We start from the raw sequence: 16,244 nt of genomic DNA, 5'->3' as shown, positions 1-16,244 counted from the left end.
CTCTTTTTCTTGCGCCCTTCGGCGCGGACAGGACCAACGGCGCCACGCGCGCCAGGAGATTCGTTATGGCAGCCGACGCGGCGGTCAAGGTTTCCCGCAAGGATTTCGTCTCGGACCAGGACGTCCGCTGGTGCCCCGGGTGCGGGGACTACTCGATCCTCGCCAACGTCCAGCGCGTGATGCCCGAGCTCGGGGTCCCGCGTGAAAACGTCGTCTTCGTCTCCGGAATCGGCTGCTCGAGCCGCTTCCCCTACTACATGAACACCTACGGCTTCCACACGATCCATGGCCGCGCGCCCGCCTTCGCGACGGGGATCAAGGCGAGCAACCCGGACCTCTCGGTCTGGATCGTGACCGGTGACGGCGACGGCCTGTCGATCGGCGGCAACCACCTGCTCCATACGATCCGCCGCAACGTGAACACGCAGATCCTGCTCTTCAACAACAAGATCTACGGCCTCACGAAGGGCCAGTACTCCCCGACCTCCGACATCGGGACGAAGACGAAGTCGACGCCCCAGGGCGCGATCGACCACCCGATCGATCCGATCAGCTTCGCCCTCGGCTGCGGCGCGACGTTCATCGCGCGCACGATCGACGTCGACGCGAAGCACATGCAGCAGGTCCTGAAGCGCGCCCACGAGCACAAGGGCACGGCCTTCGTCGAGATCCTGCAGAACTGCCCCGTCTTCAACGACGGCATCTGGGACGAGCTCCAGGATCGCAAGACCCGCGCGCAGTCCTCCCTCGTGCTCGAGCACGGCGAGCCGCTCGTCTTCGGCCCGCCCGGCGAGAAGAAGGGCATCGCCTTCAGCAGCGGCATTCCGAGCGTGATCGACCTCGCCGACGACGACGATCCGGTCGCGAAGGGCGTGGTCGTCCACGACGAGCAGGCTCCGGCCGCCTCCTACGCGGGGGTCCTCGCGACGCTCCAGCGCCCGGACTTCCCGCTCCCGGTGGGCGTCCTCCGGGCCGTCGAGAAGCCGACCTACGAAGACGATCTCCAGGCCCAGGTCGACTCCGCGATCGCGGAGCGGGGCAAGGGCGACCTGAAGGCGCTGCTGCACTCGGGCGACACCTGGCAGATCTAGCTCCGGCCGCCGGCCCGCCGCGACCTGCTGGACCGCTCGCTCCCTTCACCTCGAGGTCCTTCCTCGCCTGCTGGACGATGGGGGGTCTCTCCTCGTCCGCGAACTGGATGCTCACCCTCGCGGTGCCCGTCCTGGTCTGGGAGCTCAGCGAGTCGGTCACCCTCGTCGGCACCGCCGCGGCCGTCGCGAACCTGCCCTCGTTCGTGGGATCGCCGCTGGGCGGCGTCTGGGCCGACCGCTATTCGAAGCGCGTCGTGCTCCTCGTCGCACTCGCGGCACAGGTCCTGCTCGCGCTCCTGCTGGTGCAGGCGAGCCAGGACCCGGAGCTCACGATCCCGCGCCTCTTCTCGCTGACCGCCGCCAACGGCCTCGCCTCCTCGATCAACCTCTCCGCCTATCAGGCGCTGGTCGCCGACATCGTCCCCGAGCACGCGGTCCGACCCGCCTACCGATTGAACGCCATCCAGTTCAACGCCTCCCGCGCGATCGGCCCCGCGGTCGCCGGCTGGGTCCTCGCCACCTGGGACGCGCCAGCGGCCTTCCTCGTGAACGCCTTCGCCCACCTCCCGCTCTTCCTCGTGCTCTGCCTGATCCGGCCTCGCCCCGTCCCGCGGGCGGAGGCCACGAACGTCTTCGTGGAGATCGTCGCGGCGGCGCGGGTCACCTGGCGGAGCCCTGCCCTGCGCCACTCCCTCATCACGATCGCCATGAGCTCCGCCTTCGGCATGAGCGTTCAGCAGCTGGCAAAGGGGCTGACCGAGCGGGTCTTCTTCGTGGACGACGCCGGACTCGGCCTGCTCGTCGCCTCGATCGGGATCTTCGCGGTCCTCGCGAGCGTCAGCCTCGCCTACGTGGGGGAGCGATTCCGCGGATCCGTCCTCGTGCGCGCCGGCCTCGTCCTCTACGGCGGCGGGCTCTTCGTCGTCGCGGCGACCGGCGACTTCCGGGTCGCGCTGGCCGGCTTCGCGATCACGGGCGTTGCCCACGTCCTCGTGAACATCTCGGTCACGATGGCGATCCAGAGCCACGTGCCCGACGCCTACCGCGGTCGGGTCACCTCGCTCCAGCTGATGACGATCATCCTCTCCATGGCCGCCGGCGCCCAGCTCGGCGGCGTGCTCGGCGACCTGCTCGGTCTGCCCTTCGTCGTGGCCGGCTACGGGACGGCGCTCGTCGGCTTCGCCACCGTCGGGCATTGGTCGATGGGCCGCCTCCACGCCCTCGACTGAAGGGCGACCAGGTGATTCCGTCCTCGAGACGGGATTCAGGCCAAAGCGACCCGAGCGATCCGCCCAAGTGGTCGAGAAAGCCCTGGGCCCCCGGCATGCATTCACGACGGCGCACTCCGGGGCCGGCGCGATCAGCCCAGGGCACCCCCGATCGACGACACCCAGGGCACTGCCCAACCGAACGATCGATCCCCACGCGACACCCCGCTCCGAGCCGAATCCGTGCTAGGCGGCGATCACCCTTCTCATCCCGTCGGCCACGGGCTGATCGAGACGCCCCACCCGGAACTTGCACTCGGTCCAGGGATCTGGACGGTAATGTGCATACAGTCTCGGCCTGGCACACCCGATGACCCAGAATGAAACCGCGCTGGATCACGTCCAATGACAGTGGACTCTACACGCGCCAGATCCCAGGAGCCGCGAATCCGCGTACGCCATCAGCCACGACTCGTGTCCGTTCGACCCCGTCCGCGTTGCTCGACGACTTCCCTTCGCTCGAACGCGCATGCGGCTCGAAGCGAGGCTTGATCGCCCGCCATGGACGCGCAAGCGGACGCTTACGAGCCGACGGGCGACTCGATCAGAATCTTCGGCGCGTCACCGAGCCTCGTTCTCGTCGGTGGCGCGACCGTTCTCCTGATCGCGGCTTCCATCACCTTGTCACTGCGACAGGCGGAGCAGCACCAGCAAGCGACGGCGCTGGCCGAGGCTTCCCGGCGATTCGACCGCACCATCGGATACGGCGGCTTCATCCACCACTTCAAGAACGCCGTATTGCGGCCGAACGAGCCCGTCTACCTCCATCGGGCCCAGCGCGAGCTCGCCGACGTGCAGCGCCAGCTGGTCGATCTCGAGCAGCGGTTGCGAGCGCTGGGTGTCGCAGGCGACCTGGAGAAAGTGCGCCGAACGTTCGATGAGTACGGCGAGAGACTCCGGATCCTGGCGGAGCATGATCGGGGACTGACCGCGCGCGATCTGGACGCGCTCGTGCGCGTATCGGATGACGCGGCGTTGCGGAGTCTCGCCGATGTCTTGTCGGCCTTGGACACGAAGCTCCGGGAAGAGTACCGGCAATTCAATCGTCTGATCGCGCTCGACCTGACCTTGATCGCGGTCTTGCTGCTGGTGGGGTTGTACCTGGCCGCGCGTGTCGACCAGGTTCGGCGGCGATACTCGCAGGTGTTGACTCGGGAGAACCTCGAGCTGACGCACGCGAACGACGACCTGCGGTCGTTCTCATACGCGTTGACGCACGACATGAAAGCGCCCAGCAACACGGCGCGCATGCTGCTGCGTGAAGTACGAGATCACCCGACGCGGGAACTTGCGCTCCAGGACAAGGCGATGCTGGACAAGGCCGACGGGGTGCTGGCGCGAGCCCAGACCTTGATCGCCGACGTACTGGACTATGCGCAGCTCGCGGGCGAGGAGCAGTTCCGGCTCGAGCGCACCGACCTCAACGCCGTCTGTCAGGAGGTGGTGGCCGCGCTCGAGTCGGACATCCAGGAAGCCGAGGCCGAGGTCATCGTGGCGCCCCACATGCCCGTGATGGAGGCCGATCCGCTTCAGATTCGCCTGCTGCTGCAGAACCTGATCGCCAACGCCGTCAAGTACCGTCGACCCGAGGCATCCTGCCAGGTTCACATCGCTGCCGCGCGGTCGGCCGATCGCCGTCGCGTCGACATCCGTGTGGCCGACAACGGACGCGGAATCGCACCGGAGTTCCATGGCAGGATCTTCGAGATGTTCCAGCGTCTCGAGGGCCCGTCGGAGATCGCCGGCTCCGGTCTGGGCCTGGCCATCTGTGCCCGGGTTGCCGTCAACCACGGCGGTTCCATCGCGGTGGACTCCCACCCGCCCGCGCCCGGCTCAGCCTTCACCGTGACCGTTCCGGATCACGTTCCCCGTCGCACGCGGAACGGACCGTGCAACGGCTCGCCCTGAGGAGGGATCCATGGTCGAATCGATCGGCACCCTGATGATCATCGACGACGACGAGGTCGACCAGATGCTCTACGCGCGCGTCGTCGAGCGTTCGGGCCGCGTCGAGAACCTGATCCAGATGGAAGCGGCGGATCTCGCCCTGGCGTTTCTGCAGTCCGACGACTGCCCCGTGATCGACGTGATCCTGCTCGATCTACGGATGCCGCGGATGGACGGCTTCGAATTCCTCGAGGCGTTGACCGCCATGGGCGACGCCGCCGCGAAGGTCGGTGTGGTCGTCGTCGTACTCACGACTTCGATCCATCCGAGCGACCGAGCAAGGGCCGCCCAGCATCCCCTGGTCGCGGAGTTCTGGAACAAGCCGCTGGACGAAGGAATGATCGTCGAGCTGTGCAAGCTGCTCGACTGAGTCCGCCGGCGCCCGGCGGGTCGAACTTTGCGCGGCCGGCCGGGCGCGCGCGAACCGAGCGAGTGCCGCTCGCTCCCCCACGTGCTGAAGGGAAGCGGCGGCATCCGATCGGGGCGCTCTCCGTCGAGCCGGATCCGTCTAGCCGGCGAGGCCCGGCGCGTGCTTGGCCAGCGTCTCGCCGATCTCGGCGGGCGAAGGCGACACGGCGACGCCGTTGGCCTCGAGGGCGGCCATCTTGTCGCTGGCCTTTCCCTTGCCGCCGGCGATGATCGCGCCGGCGTGGCCCATGCGCTTGCCGGGCGGAGCGTTCTGGCCCGCGATGAACGCGGCGACCGGCTTGTCCATGTTCGACTTCACGAACTCCGCGGCCTCTTCCTCCGCCGAACCGCCGATCTCGCCGATCATGACGACCGCCTTGGTCTCGGGGTCTGCCTGGAAGAGCGTGAGGGCGTCGATGAAGTTCGTGCCGATGACCGGGTCACCACCGATCCCGACGCAGGTCGACTGGCCGATGCCGAGACGCGAGAGCTGGTCGACCGCTTCGTAGGTCAGCGTGCCCGAGCGGGACACGACACCGACCGGTCCGGGACGTGTGATCGCCGCGGGCATGATGCCGATCCGACACTGCTCGGGCGTCACGACGCCGGGGCAGTTCGGGCCGAGGAGTCGGGTCTTGCTCCCGCGGAGCGCGGCCTTCGCTCGCGCCATGTCGACGACCGGGATGCCCTCCGTGATGCACACGGTGAGCTCCAGCTCGTTCTCCGCCGCCTCGAGGATCGCGTCCGCGGCACCGGGCGGCGGCACGAAGATGCAGCTCGCGGTGGCGCCCGTGGCGGCCTTGGCTTCGGCGACCGTGTCGAAGATCGGAATCCCGTCCTTCTCGGTCCCCCCCTTGCCCGGGTGCACGCCGCCGACGACCTGCGTGTGGTACTCGCGGGAGAGGCCGGCATGGAACGTGCCCATGTTGCCCATGCCCTGGATGATGAGCTTGGTGTTCTTGTCGCAGAGGATCGCCATCGGGTCAGGCTCCCTTCACGGCGGCGACGGCGAACTCGCCCGCTTCCTTGAGCGTCTCGGCCGGCGTGATGTTGAGATTCGACTGGGCGAGGATCTCGCGCCCTTCCGTCGCCATCGTGCCCTGCAGGCGCACGACCAGCGGGACCTCGACGCCGAGCTCGTCGGCCGCGGCCACGACGCCTTCGGCGATCAGGTCGCAGCGGACGATGCCGCCGAAGATGTTCACGAGGATCGCCTTCACGTTCTCGTCCCGGAGGATCAGCTTGAAGGCTTCCTTCACCTTCTCCTTGTCCGCGCCGCCACCGGCGTCCAGGAAGTTCGCGGGCGTACCGCCGCAGTGGTGGATCATGTCGAGGGTCGCCATCGCGAGGCCGGCGCCGTTCACCATGCAGCCGATCGATCCGTCGAGACCGACGTATGCGAGGTCGATCTCGGCCGCTGCACGCTCGCGCGGATCCTCTTCCTCGGGATCGCGGAGTGCCGCGATGTCGGGGTGTCGGTAGAGCGCGTTCGAATCGAAGTTGACCTTGCCGTCGATCGCGAAGAGGTCGCCCTCTTCCGTCACGATCAGCGGGTTGATCTCGACCTGGGAGCAATCCTTCTCGATGAAGAGATTGAAGAGCCCACGCACGAAGGGCACGAGCTTGTCGACCAGCGCCTTGTCGAAGCCCAGCTGGAAGCCGAGATCGCGGGTCTGGTAGTCTCGGAGCCCGACGTTCGGGTCGACCAGCACGGTCAGGATCTTCTCGGGAGTCCGCTCAGCGACCTCCTCGATCTCCATGCCGCCCTCGGTCGAAGCCACGATCGCGAACTTCTCCGCCGCGCGATCGAAGAGGATCGCCAGGTAGAGCTCGTCCTTGATGTTACTGCCCGCCTCGACGTAGACCTTGCGGACCAGCTTGCCTTCCGGCGGCGTCTGCGGCGTGTGCAGCGTCATCCCGAGGATCTCACTCGCCGCCGCCTTCGCCTCGGCGGGGCTCTTCACGACCTTGACGCCGCCGGCCTTGCCGCGGCCACCCGCGTGGACCTGCGCCTTCACGACGACCACGGGCGTCCCGAGGTTCTTCGCGGCGCGTTCCGCCTCTTCCGGCGTCGTGGCCAGCTCGCCTTCGGGCACCGCCACGCCGAACTCCCGGAAGAGCTCCTTCGCCTGATACTCATGAACGTTCATTGGGGACTCCTAGAGCTCGATTTCGGAGACGAGCTTGCGGACGTGATCGACGGACTCGTCGAACGCCTTCTTCTCTTCTTCGTTCAGGTCGAGTTCGATGATGCGCTCGAGGCCGTCTGCGCCGATCACGCACGGAACGCCCACGTAGAGACCGTCGACGCCGTACTCGCCTTCGCAGAGGCAGGCGCAAGCGAGGACGCGCTTCTTGTCCTTGAGGTAGGACTCGGCCATCTCGAGGGCGGACACCGCCGGCGAGACGAAGGCCGACCCGGTCTTGAGGAGGGCGACGACCTCGCCGCCCGCCCCCTTGGTCCGCTCGACCATCGCGTCGATCTTGTCCTTCGAGATCAGCTTCTCGACCGGGATGCCGGCGACCGTCGTGTACCGCACGAGCGGGACCATCGTGTCGCCGTGGCCACCGAGGACCAGCGCCGTCACGTCCTTGACCGAGACGCCGAGCTCCCAGGCGATGAAGCTGCGAAAGCGGGTCGAGTCGAGAACGCCCGCCATCCCGATCACGCGGTTCTTCGGGAAGCCGGAGACCTCCTTGAAGGTGTAGACCATCGCGTCGAGCGGGTTCGAGATCACGATCACGAAGGCGTCCGGCGCGTTGTCGCGCACGCCCGCGGCGACCTGCTTCATGATCGACAGGTTCGTCTTGAGCAGATCATCGCGGCTCATGCCGGGCTTGCGCGCGAGGCCCGCCGTGATGATCACGACATCGGCCCCGGCGATCCCCTCGTAGTCGTTCACGCCCGTGATCTTCGCGTCGCTGCCGACGAGCGGTGCACCCTCGGCCATGTCGAGCGCCTTGCCCTGCGGCATGCCCTCGACGACGTCGAAGATGATCACGTCTCCGAGCTCGCGGTAGGCAGCCTGCTCCGCGAGCACGCCACCGATGTTTCCACCCCCGATCAATGCGATCTTCGGCTTCGCCATTCGTCCCCTCTCCAGATTTCGTTCGGTTGGGTGGCCGAGGAGAACGCCCCGACCCTTCTTCGTGTAGAAAAACGTGCTTTGCGGCTCCTTGCTCGGGCCGCATCAATCCTTCTTCGTCTGCAACCTGACCCGCAGCGACAGCTCGTCGAGCTGATCCGCGTCGACGCCCGACGGCGCCGCCATCAGCAGATCCTGTCCGCGCTGGGTCTTCGGGAAGGCGATCACGTCGCGCAGGTTGTCGACCCCGATCAGCTTCATGACCCAGCGATCGAAGCCGAACGCGAATCCGCCATGGGGCGGCGCGCCGGTCTCGAGGGCGTCGAGCATGAAGCCGAAGCTCTTCTCCATCTCCTCTTCGCTGTACCCCATGATCTCGAGGATCTGGCGCTGGATGTCCGCGCGGTGGTTACGAAGGGAGCCGGAGCCGAGCTCGGTCCCGTTCAGCACGACGTCGTAGTGGGTCCCGCGGACCTTCTCGGGCTCCGTCTCGAGGAGCGGGATGTCCTCCTCGACCGGCGCCACGAAGGGCTGGTGGACGTAGCCGAGCTTGCCGTTCTCGTCGGGCTCGAGGAGCGGGAAGTCGACCACGAGCAGCGGGTCCCAGTCGCGCCCGTCCACGCGGCCGAGCCGGACGCCGAGATCCTCGCGGAGGCGAGAGAGAATCGTGTTCGCGCGATCCTTCGTGTCCGCCTGGAAGAAGATGACCATGCCGGGCGACGCCTTACAGCGCTCCTGGATCGCCGCGAGCTCCGGCTCGCCGAGGAATTTCGTGATCGGCGACTTCCACTCGCCGTCGTCCTCGACCCGGATCCAGCCGAGGCCCGCAGCACCCAGCTCCTTGCGGACCCTCTTCTCGAGGCGGTCGATCTCGCCGCGGGTGAGCTCCTTGGCGTCGGCGATCGGCAGCGCCTTCACGATTCCGCCATCCTCGACGACGCCCTTGAAGGCCTTGAACTCGCTGGTCGCGAAGACGTCGGTCAGGTCGACCAGCTCGAGCAGGATCCGCGTGTCCGGGCGATCGGAGCCGTAGCGGTCCATCGCCTCCTGGTAGGTGATCCGCTTGAAGGGCGCTTCGAGCTCGACACCGCAGGCGCGGGAGCCGTCGACCGTCGTCTTCTCGAGGACGGCGAGGATCTCCTCCACGCCGACGAAGGAGAGCTCGAGGTCGACCTGGGTGAACTCGAGCTGACGGTCGGCGCGCTGGTCCTCGTCCCGGAAGCAGCGAGCGATCTGGTAGTAGCGGTCGCAGCCGCCGATCATGAAGAGCTGCTTCATGATCTGGGGCGATTGCGGGAGCGCGTAGAAGTCGCCGGGCTGGAGCCGGGACGGCACGAGGAAGTCGCGGGCGCCCTCGGGCGTGGCCCGCGCGAGGATCGGCGTCTCGATCTCCGTGAAGTCCTGCTCGTTCAGGGAGGCGCGCACGGCCTGGGAGAGGTCGTGACGCGCCTGGAGCGCGCGCTGGAGCGGGGGTCGCCGGAGGTCGTGCAGGCGGTTCTTGAGCCGCACCTGCTCGTCCACCTCGGTCTCTTCCTCGATCGAGAAGGGCGGGACCGTCGCCGAGTTGAGGATGCGCAGCTCGCGGACGTTCACCTCGATCGTGCCCGTCGGCATGTTCGGGTTGATCGTCTCCTCCGAGCGTTCTTCGATCTCGCCGCGGACCATGAGGACCCACTCGTTGCGCAGGCGGTGGGCGCGTTCGTGGGCCTCCGGGGCGGACTCGGGGCGGAACACGACCTGGACGATGCCGGTCTTGTCGCGCAGGTCGATGAAGATGACGCCGCCGTGGTCCCGACGGACGTTGACCCAACCGCAGAGGACGACTTCGTCGCCGACCGATGCCGTGACCGACCCCTTCCTTGCGTCGCTCGCGAGCTCGCCGCACTTGTGCGTGCGCCGGAGCGATCCCATTCCATCGAGCTCGACGCTCTGCGTGCTCATCTCGGCTCCCGGGGTCTCTTGGTCGAGGCGGTTGGCTGGCCCGCGTACGAGCGGCGTCCGGGCCTGGTCGGGCCCGTGCCTGGCAGGCGCGGATCATCGGGTGGTCAGAGGGACGGTTTGCCGGTGCCAGGGCCCCGCGCCAGGCTCGTCCGCGCGTCGCTTCCGCGCGGCGTCCGGGCCTCTCCGAGGGAGGGCGCCGAGGCCTGGCAGGGGGGCGGGCTGGTCGAGGTGGCCGGGGGGGCTCCGAAGCCGGAAAACGTCGAGAAATCGGCGAGTTGGATAGCAACGGGGCCGATTGCTGTCAATCGGTTTCGAGCCCTCCCGGAAGCGCGATCGCGGATGCGCGTGGCGCGACTCAGTCCGGGAGATCGTTCGCCGAGGCGACCCTGTTCCGCCCGTCGCTCTTGGCGCGGTACATCGCCTTGTCCGCCGCGTCGAGCAGCGGCTCCCGGGTGTCCCCGTGGTTCGGGCAGGTGGCGACGCCGATGGAGATCGTGAGCTGGAGCGTCCCCTGTGCTCCCGCCTCGAAGAGATGGGACTCGACCGCGGCGCGGATCCGCTCGGCGACCTTGAGGGCGACCGCATGGGGCGTGTCGACGAGCAGGATCGTGAACTCGTCGCCGCCGTAGCGCGCGAGGGTGTCGACCTGGCGCACGCACTCCCGCAGGAGCTTCGCCAGCGTCCGGAGCGTGTCCGAGCCGATCAGGTGGCCGTAGCGATCGTTCACGAGCTTGAAGCGATCGAGATCCAGGAAGAGCACCGAGAGCGGGTTGCCGTAGCGCTCTGCGCGCTGGATCTCGTTGTCGACGGTCGCCAGCAGGTAGCGCGCATTGTAGACGCCCGTCACGTCGTCGATGAAGGCGCGCTCCTTGGCGTGGTGGTACCGCTCGGCGGTGCCGAGGGCGGCGCTCGCCCGGCGCGCGATCGTCCGCGCAGTCTCGAGGTCCGCGTCGTCGAAGCGACGGCCTTCCGACAGGATCCAGACGTGGCCGGTTTCGCGATCGTCGCCCCGAAGCGGCACCGAGAGCAGCGCGCCCGGCGATTCGAGGCCGACCTGGCCGAGGACGTGGTTCAGTGGCCCCCAGGGCACGACGCCGACGTCGCCCCGTCCCATGGTCGACTCGAGGCTCTTCTCTTCGATCAGGAAGCGCGAGAGGCGGTCGCGGGTCTCGGGGTCGAAGCCTCGGGCCGCGACACCCGCGCCCTGGGGCGCGGGGCTGGGCGAGAAGAAGGCGATGCCGCGGCGGCAGTCGAGGCGCTCGAGCAGGAGCTCGAGGGTCATCGGATAGATCTTCCCCGGCTCGAGACACTGGGCGAGCGGCTCACAGGCGCGCTCCGTCTCGAGCTGGCTGTGCAGCTCGGAACGCGAGCGTTCCGCCTCGAGGAGCTGGGCGACGACGATCGTCGCCATCGGGAGCGCCTCCGCCTGCGCCATCGGCAGCCGATAGGTCTCGAGCTCCCCCGCGCGCGACGGCGGCGGGGTCTCGCCGGCATCCGCCGACGCGACGTGGTCGGACAGCGCGATCCGGGCCATCGCGGCCCCCGGTCGCCGCCACTCCGCCCAGACCCGATCCTCGAGGATCGCGTCGGCGTCGGCGCCGAGGCCCACCAGGATCAGATAGGGCGCGCCCCGCGAAGCGTCGGCGGCCGAGGCCGAAGTCGGAAACGGTGCGCAGGAGAAACGATGGGCCTGCCCGCCGGCGACGAGTCCCGCAACGAGCGTCGAGGCGATCGACTCCGCGCCCTCGCCCACCAGCAGGACGGGGATCAGGGCGCGCGGATCGGAGTCGAGCTCGGACATGCGGGGGACCTCCCCATCCATGGGCCAACCGGCGAGTCTCCGGCAACGAACCGGCAACTCCCCGCGGAAAGCCAACGATTACCGAATTATCGGAAAAGATCCCGATCGGCTTGAGTCGAGGGGTTCGAGCCTCATTCAGACACGGTCTCCGCGGCCTTCGGCGCTTCGAGGCGCCGCCACGCGTCGCCGCCATCCCCCGTACGCGCCATCCGGCCGGCATCCCCGACCGTCCATCCGATCTCGCTCCCCGGGACGAAGGCCACGTCGCGCAGCGTCTCGAAGAGGGCCCCGCCCGGGCCGACGACGGTCGCGGGCTCGACGCCGAGCCCCGGGCGGCTTCGGCGCAGGACCAGGACCCCGCCCTGCCGGCCGACGGCCACGACCCGCTCTCGCGTCCGCGCCATCGCCAGCAGGCCGTGGGGCGCTGCGCGTTCGACGAACGCCAACGGCGCGACCTCGCCCTCTGCTTCGAAGACGCGGCCTTCCGAATCGCTCACGAGGATTCCGTCGCCCGTCGCGATCACCGCACGCAGATCGACCGATTCGCTCGCCCGAACCGACGCCGAGGGCACGGGTGCGAGACGCCCCTGCCAGTAGCGATCGAGAAAGGCGGGATCGTCGGCGAGATGATCCTCGTAGCCCCAGGGTGGCGTACCGAGGACGGTGATCCGCTCGCTGGCGACCCCCGCCGCTTCGAGATGTCCGACGATCTCGCCGACCCGCGCCTCGATCCGATCGAAGAGCGCACTCGGGTCCTGATCCTCGGCGTAGCGCCGGCGTTCCTCCCGCGTGACCGCGGCTTCGACCTGCCACTCGACGGAGCGTGGCGCAAGGAGCCTGGCCGCCGCGCGGAGTCGATCCACGTCTTCGTCCGACAGCTCGACGCCGCCGAGGCGGAAGCGGAACGGCGACAGACCGGCGGCATCTGCGAGGGCACGGACGGCGAACTCGTTCCTCGCGGGATCGATCTCGACGACCCGATCCCCGACCGCCCAGCACTTCGAGGGCGGAACGCGCGCGCAGGCGACGGCCGCGAATCGCCCCGGATCCGTCGGCTCCGCGTCCCCTGCCCGAGCCGGGGCCCGCCAGACCCCGCCGCCGTCGTTCGTCGTCAGCCAGCGGCCGTCTTCGCCGACGGCCACGGCGAGCTCGGCATCCACCGCCGCCACCGCGACCAACGGCCAATCCGCCGCTCGCCCCGGGAGTCGCTGCCGCTCCCAGCGCGCGCCACCGTCATCGGTCCGCAGGATCGCTCCGGGCCCGACCGCCCAGCCCCGGTCGGCGTCGACCATGGCCACGTCCGAGAGTCCGTCGGACGCGGGTGTCCGCGTGCGCGACCAGGTCTCGCCACCGTCGACGCTGCGAAGGATCCGCCCCGCACGCGTCGCGACGAGGACGACGTCGGAGGCCGGGGCCGCCACCGCCACCAGGTCCCCCGTCGGCCACTCCGGCGGGCCGTCCGGCGCACCGGCGTCTTCGTCGCCCGCGCACCCGACGAGCCAGAGCACGGCCGCGATCGCACACGCCGTCCGGCCGGACGGGACGCGAGACGACATCGAAGGCGACCAGGGCATCGCGACCAAGGATAGTCCCGTGGGCCGCGAATGCGCGGCTAGGCGCTCGCGACGGCGAGACGCATCGAAGTCACGCGGCCGAGGCTCCCGTCCTCGACGCAGACCGCTTCGCCCCCCATCTGGCCGAGGCCCTGTTGGACGCTCTCCGGGGGGTGACCCGTGGGCCCGCGACGATCGGGCTCGGGGACGTCGACCACCGAGACCAGCACGCCCGACGGGCGGTCCCCTCCGATCGTGCGCGCCAGGATCGTGATCGGCTGTTCCGGGCGGGACTCGTCGATCCGCTGACGCACGAGCTGCGAGAGCAAGCGCTCGAAGACGACCGTGGCCCCGGAGACCCGCGGCAGGTTCGGCGGCATCAGCACGTCGAGATCGACGCTCGAGGGAATCTCCTGGGAGATCCGCTCGGTCACGCGGAGGATCGAGCTCGACACGTCGAAGCGCCCCTGCTGGGCCTTTCCGCCGCGCAGCGCCATCGACAGCTCGCGCAGCCATTTCTGAGCGGTCTCCATCTGATGGATCCCGCTCAGCATGAGCTGCTGCTGGCGATCGTTGAGGCGCCCGTCCAGCTCCGCGTTCAGGGCGCTCATCGCCTGGAGCGCGTCCGAGAGCGGCTCCCCGAGCTCGTCGGCGAGGCTCGTCAGATGCTCCTCGTTCGAGTGCTCCTCGAGCATGACCATGACGACGCCGACGCGGTCGTCTTCGGCTTCGATCGGTGAACACAACCCGGTGTAGGCGTGCCCACCCTCGCGGATCTGCAGGCGAGAGGGCTGGCCCCGTTGGAGGACCTGAGCGGTCGCGGTCAGCACGACTTCGCGGGCGCCCCCGCCGAAGACCATCGCGAGGGGCTCGCCGACCGGATCGCCCGACATCTGGCAGAAGCGGTCGCGGAACGACGGGTTGGCGTAGACGACGCAGCCTTCCGGATCACCGACGAGGATCGGAGCGTCGAGGTGGCCGAGCAGCGAGATTTCTTCAGCGCCCATGATGTCAGTCCCACTCCAGGATGCCGGCCTGAAGCATTCGGTGGATGGAACGGAGGGCCTCGAAGCGGTCCATGCCGGACACGCTCACGAGGTCGGAGAGCGGCGTCGAGCCGTCGACCATCGAGAGCAGGAAGCCCGCCGACGGGGGCAGATTCCGCGCCTGCAGGTCGCCCCCCTCCCCCGCCACGCGGGGAATCCGGGCGAGGTCTCCGAGTTCGATCTGGTAGCGGCGGAAGAGTCGCGCCCGCAGGAGCTCCACCATCGCGTCCGCTTCGAGCGCGCCACCGGACGAGATGCTCGTCAGCAGCTCGAGGGCCGCCTCCTCGTTCTCGTTGTGCGCGAGTCGACGCGCCTCCTCGACGATCGCGACCGCTCCGTCTCCGGTGTCGCCTCGGGGCTTGGAGCGCCGGTCGGCGTCGCGCATGTAGTCGAGCGCTTCCTCGTTGCCGGGGTCGAGCTCGAGCACCTCGTTCCAGAGCAGGAAGGCGCGGGCGATGTCGCCCGTCCCGTAGCTCTCGAGGCCCTGCTGGAGCAGGGTCGCCACCTTGTCTTCGTTCGCTTGGGTCATCGGCCGTCCCTGAGGCGTCGCTCTCCCGTCGGAGTCGGAGCGAATGAGCATCAGTCCTTGATCTGGACCTCGTAGAGATCGTGCTCTTCGATGATCTCGTCGATCTCGGCGTCGCTGAGCGTGCCCGTCGAGCTGACCTGGATCGACTGTTCCTTGCCGGTCGCGAGGTCGCGCGCGGACACGGAGACGATGCCGTTGGCGTCGATGTCGAAGCTGACCTCGATCTCGGGCTCGCCCTTGGGCGCCGGGCGGATGCCGGACAGCACGAACTCGCCGAGCAGGTCGTTCTCCGCCGCCATGTCGCTCTCGCCCTGCAGGACGCGGATCTTCACCGCCGACTGGTCGTCGCGCGTGGTCGTGAAGATGTGGCCCTTGCTGACCGGGACCGTGGTGTTGCGCTCGATGAGCCGCGCGAAGTGACCCCCGTAGGTGCCGATGCCCAGCGAGAGCGGCGTCACGTCGAGCAGCAGCATGTCGTTGTCGCTGTCGAGGAGCGCCGCGGCCTGCACCGCTGCACCGAGGCCGACGACCTCGTCCGGGTTGACGCCCTTGTGCGGGCGCTTGCCGAAGTACTCGGTCACGCGCTTCTGGACGAGCGGCATGCGCGTCTGCCCGCCGACGAGGACGACCTGATCGATGTCCTGAGCCTGCACGCCGGCGTCGACGCAGCACTGCTCGACGCTCTTGAGCGTCCCCTCGACCACGTCGTGGACGAGGCTCTCGAGGTTCTCGCGGGTCAATTCGTAGTTGAGGTGGCGCGGGCCCTCGGCGTCGCTCGCAATGAAGGGCAGGTTGATCTCGACGACGTCGCGCATCGAGAGATCGCACTTGGCCTTCTCCGACGCGTCCTTGAGCCGCTGGAGCGCCATCGTATCGCCGCGGAGGTCCATGCCCTCGGTCTCTTCGAACCACTCGACGAGGTGCTGGACGATCCGTCGATCGAAGTCCTCGCCGCCCAGGAAGGTGTTGCCCGAGGTCGCGAGGACCTCGATCACGCCATCGCTCATCTCGAGGATCGAGATGTCGAAGGTGCCGCCGCCGAGGTCGTAGACCGCGATCTTCTCATCGCCCTGCCGGTTCATGCCGTAGGAGAGCGCCGCCGCCGTGGGCTCGTTGATGATCCGGAGCACCTCGAGGCCGGCGATCTTGCCCGCGTCCTTGGTGCACTGGCGTTGGGTGTCGTTGAAGTACGCGGGAACCGTGATCACCGCTTCCTGCACCGTCTCCGACAGGTACTCCTCGGCGACCCGCTTCATCTCACGCAGGATGATCCCGCTGATCTCGGGGCACGTGAACGTCTTGCCGCCGATCTTGATGCGGGGATCGTCGTTCGGGCCGCGGACGATCTCGTAGGGGCAGAGGTCGATCGACTTCTGGACTTCCGGATCGTCGAAGCGGCGACCGATCAGCCGCTTCGAAGCGAAGATCGTGTTGCGCGCGTTCGTGATCGCCTGGCGCTTCGCCAGGTGACCGACGAGGCGCTTGCCGTCCTGCGAGATGCCGAACATCGAGGGGGTCGTCTTGTACCCCCGCGCGTTCGTGATCGCCTGGCGCTTCGCCAGGTGACCGACGAG

General features: G+C 68.5%; 12 protein-coding genes and 1 pseudogene. 4 read left to right on the top strand and 9 right to left on the bottom strand.

Features of this window, described 5'->3' with window-relative positions; genetic code table 11:
• The first annotated feature begins 65 nt into the window (after positions 1-65).
• The 4 genes from NXI30_24270 (at position 66) to NXI30_24255 (ending at position 4,676) form a co-directional block, all read left to right on the top strand.
• Entirely contained in the window at positions 66-1,091 is a 1,026-nt protein-coding gene (locus NXI30_24270) for a 2-oxoacid:ferredoxin oxidoreductase subunit beta (protein ID MCR9097346.1), read from the top strand.
• On the top strand, positions 1,079-2,320 hold the full coding sequence (locus NXI30_24265; protein MCR9097345.1) for an MFS transporter: 1,242 nt from the start codon (positions 1,079-1,081) through the stop codon (positions 2,318-2,320). Before NXI30_24270 ends, NXI30_24265 begins: the two co-directional genes overlap by 13 nt.
• A gap of 540 nt (positions 2,321-2,860) precedes the next feature.
• Positions 2,861-4,267 (top strand): ATP-binding protein, encoded by a 1,407-nt coding sequence (locus NXI30_24260; GenBank protein ID MCR9097344.1) that lies wholly within the window; start codon positions 2,861-2,863, stop codon positions 4,265-4,267.
• A gap of 10 nt (positions 4,268-4,277) precedes the next feature.
• Positions 4,278-4,676: a response regulator gene (locus tag NXI30_24255; GenBank protein ID MCR9097343.1), complete on the top strand. Its 399-nt coding sequence runs from the start codon at positions 4,278-4,280 to the stop codon at positions 4,674-4,676.
• Positions 4,677-4,814: 138 nt separating this feature from the next.
• Here the strand turns inward: NXI30_24255 and sucD are convergent, their stop codons facing one another.
• From sucD to dnaK, 9 genes and pseudogenes are all read right to left on the bottom strand, one after another.
• On the bottom strand, positions 4,815-5,693 hold the full coding sequence (gene sucD / locus NXI30_24250; GenBank protein MCR9097342.1) for a succinate--CoA ligase subunit alpha: 879 nt from the start codon (positions 5,691-5,693) through the stop codon (positions 4,815-4,817).
• 4 nt (positions 5,694-5,697) lie between these two features.
• Complete coding sequence (sucC, locus tag NXI30_24245; protein ID MCR9097341.1) at positions 5,698-6,864, bottom strand: ADP-forming succinate--CoA ligase subunit beta; 1,167 nt, start codon at positions 6,862-6,864, stop codon at positions 5,698-5,700.
• Between the two features lie 9 nt (positions 6,865-6,873).
• On the bottom strand, positions 6,874-7,803 hold the full coding sequence (gene mdh, locus NXI30_24240) for a malate dehydrogenase (GenBank protein MCR9097340.1): 930 nt from the start codon (positions 7,801-7,803) through the stop codon (positions 6,874-6,876).
• A gap of 102 nt (positions 7,804-7,905) precedes the next feature.
• A complete protein-coding gene (gene aspS, locus NXI30_24235; protein ID MCR9097339.1) occupies positions 7,906-9,741 on the bottom strand; it encodes an aspartate--tRNA ligase in 1,836 nt (611 codons plus the stop codon).
• Positions 9,742-10,096: 355 nt separating this feature from the next.
• Positions 10,097-11,542 (bottom strand): sensor domain-containing diguanylate cyclase, encoded by a 1,446-nt coding sequence (locus tag NXI30_24230; GenBank protein MCR9097338.1) that lies wholly within the window; start codon positions 11,540-11,542, stop codon positions 10,097-10,099.
• Between the two features lie 131 nt (positions 11,543-11,673).
• Positions 11,674-13,116 carry a YCF48-related protein gene (locus NXI30_24225; GenBank protein ID MCR9097337.1) on the bottom strand — a complete coding sequence of 481 codons (1,443 nt, stop codon included), beginning with the start codon at positions 13,114-13,116 and terminating at the stop codon, positions 11,674-11,676.
• A 38-nt stretch (positions 13,117-13,154) separates the two neighbouring features.
• The gene (locus NXI30_24220; GenBank protein MCR9097336.1) at positions 13,155-14,102 is read right to left on the bottom strand and encodes a PAS domain-containing protein; all 948 of its coding nucleotides are present in this window, start codon (positions 14,100-14,102) and stop codon (positions 13,155-13,157) included.
• A 4-nt stretch (positions 14,103-14,106) separates the two neighbouring features.
• Positions 14,107-14,670 carry a hypothetical protein gene (locus NXI30_24215; GenBank protein ID MCR9097335.1) on the bottom strand — a complete coding sequence of 188 codons (564 nt, stop codon included), beginning with the start codon at positions 14,668-14,670 and terminating at the stop codon, positions 14,107-14,109.
• A 77-nt stretch (positions 14,671-14,747) separates the two neighbouring features.
• Positions 14,748-16,244: pseudogene (gene dnaK / locus NXI30_24210) on the bottom strand (molecular chaperone DnaK).

The sequence above is a fragment of the bacterium genome, from assembly GCA_024742285.1.
In the GTDB taxonomy this organism is placed as follows: Bacteria; Myxococcota_A; UBA9160; order UBA9160; family UBA4427; genus UBA4427.
Note: the sequence above shows the minus strand (reverse complement) of the source record. Positions and strands in the feature narration are given on the sequence as shown.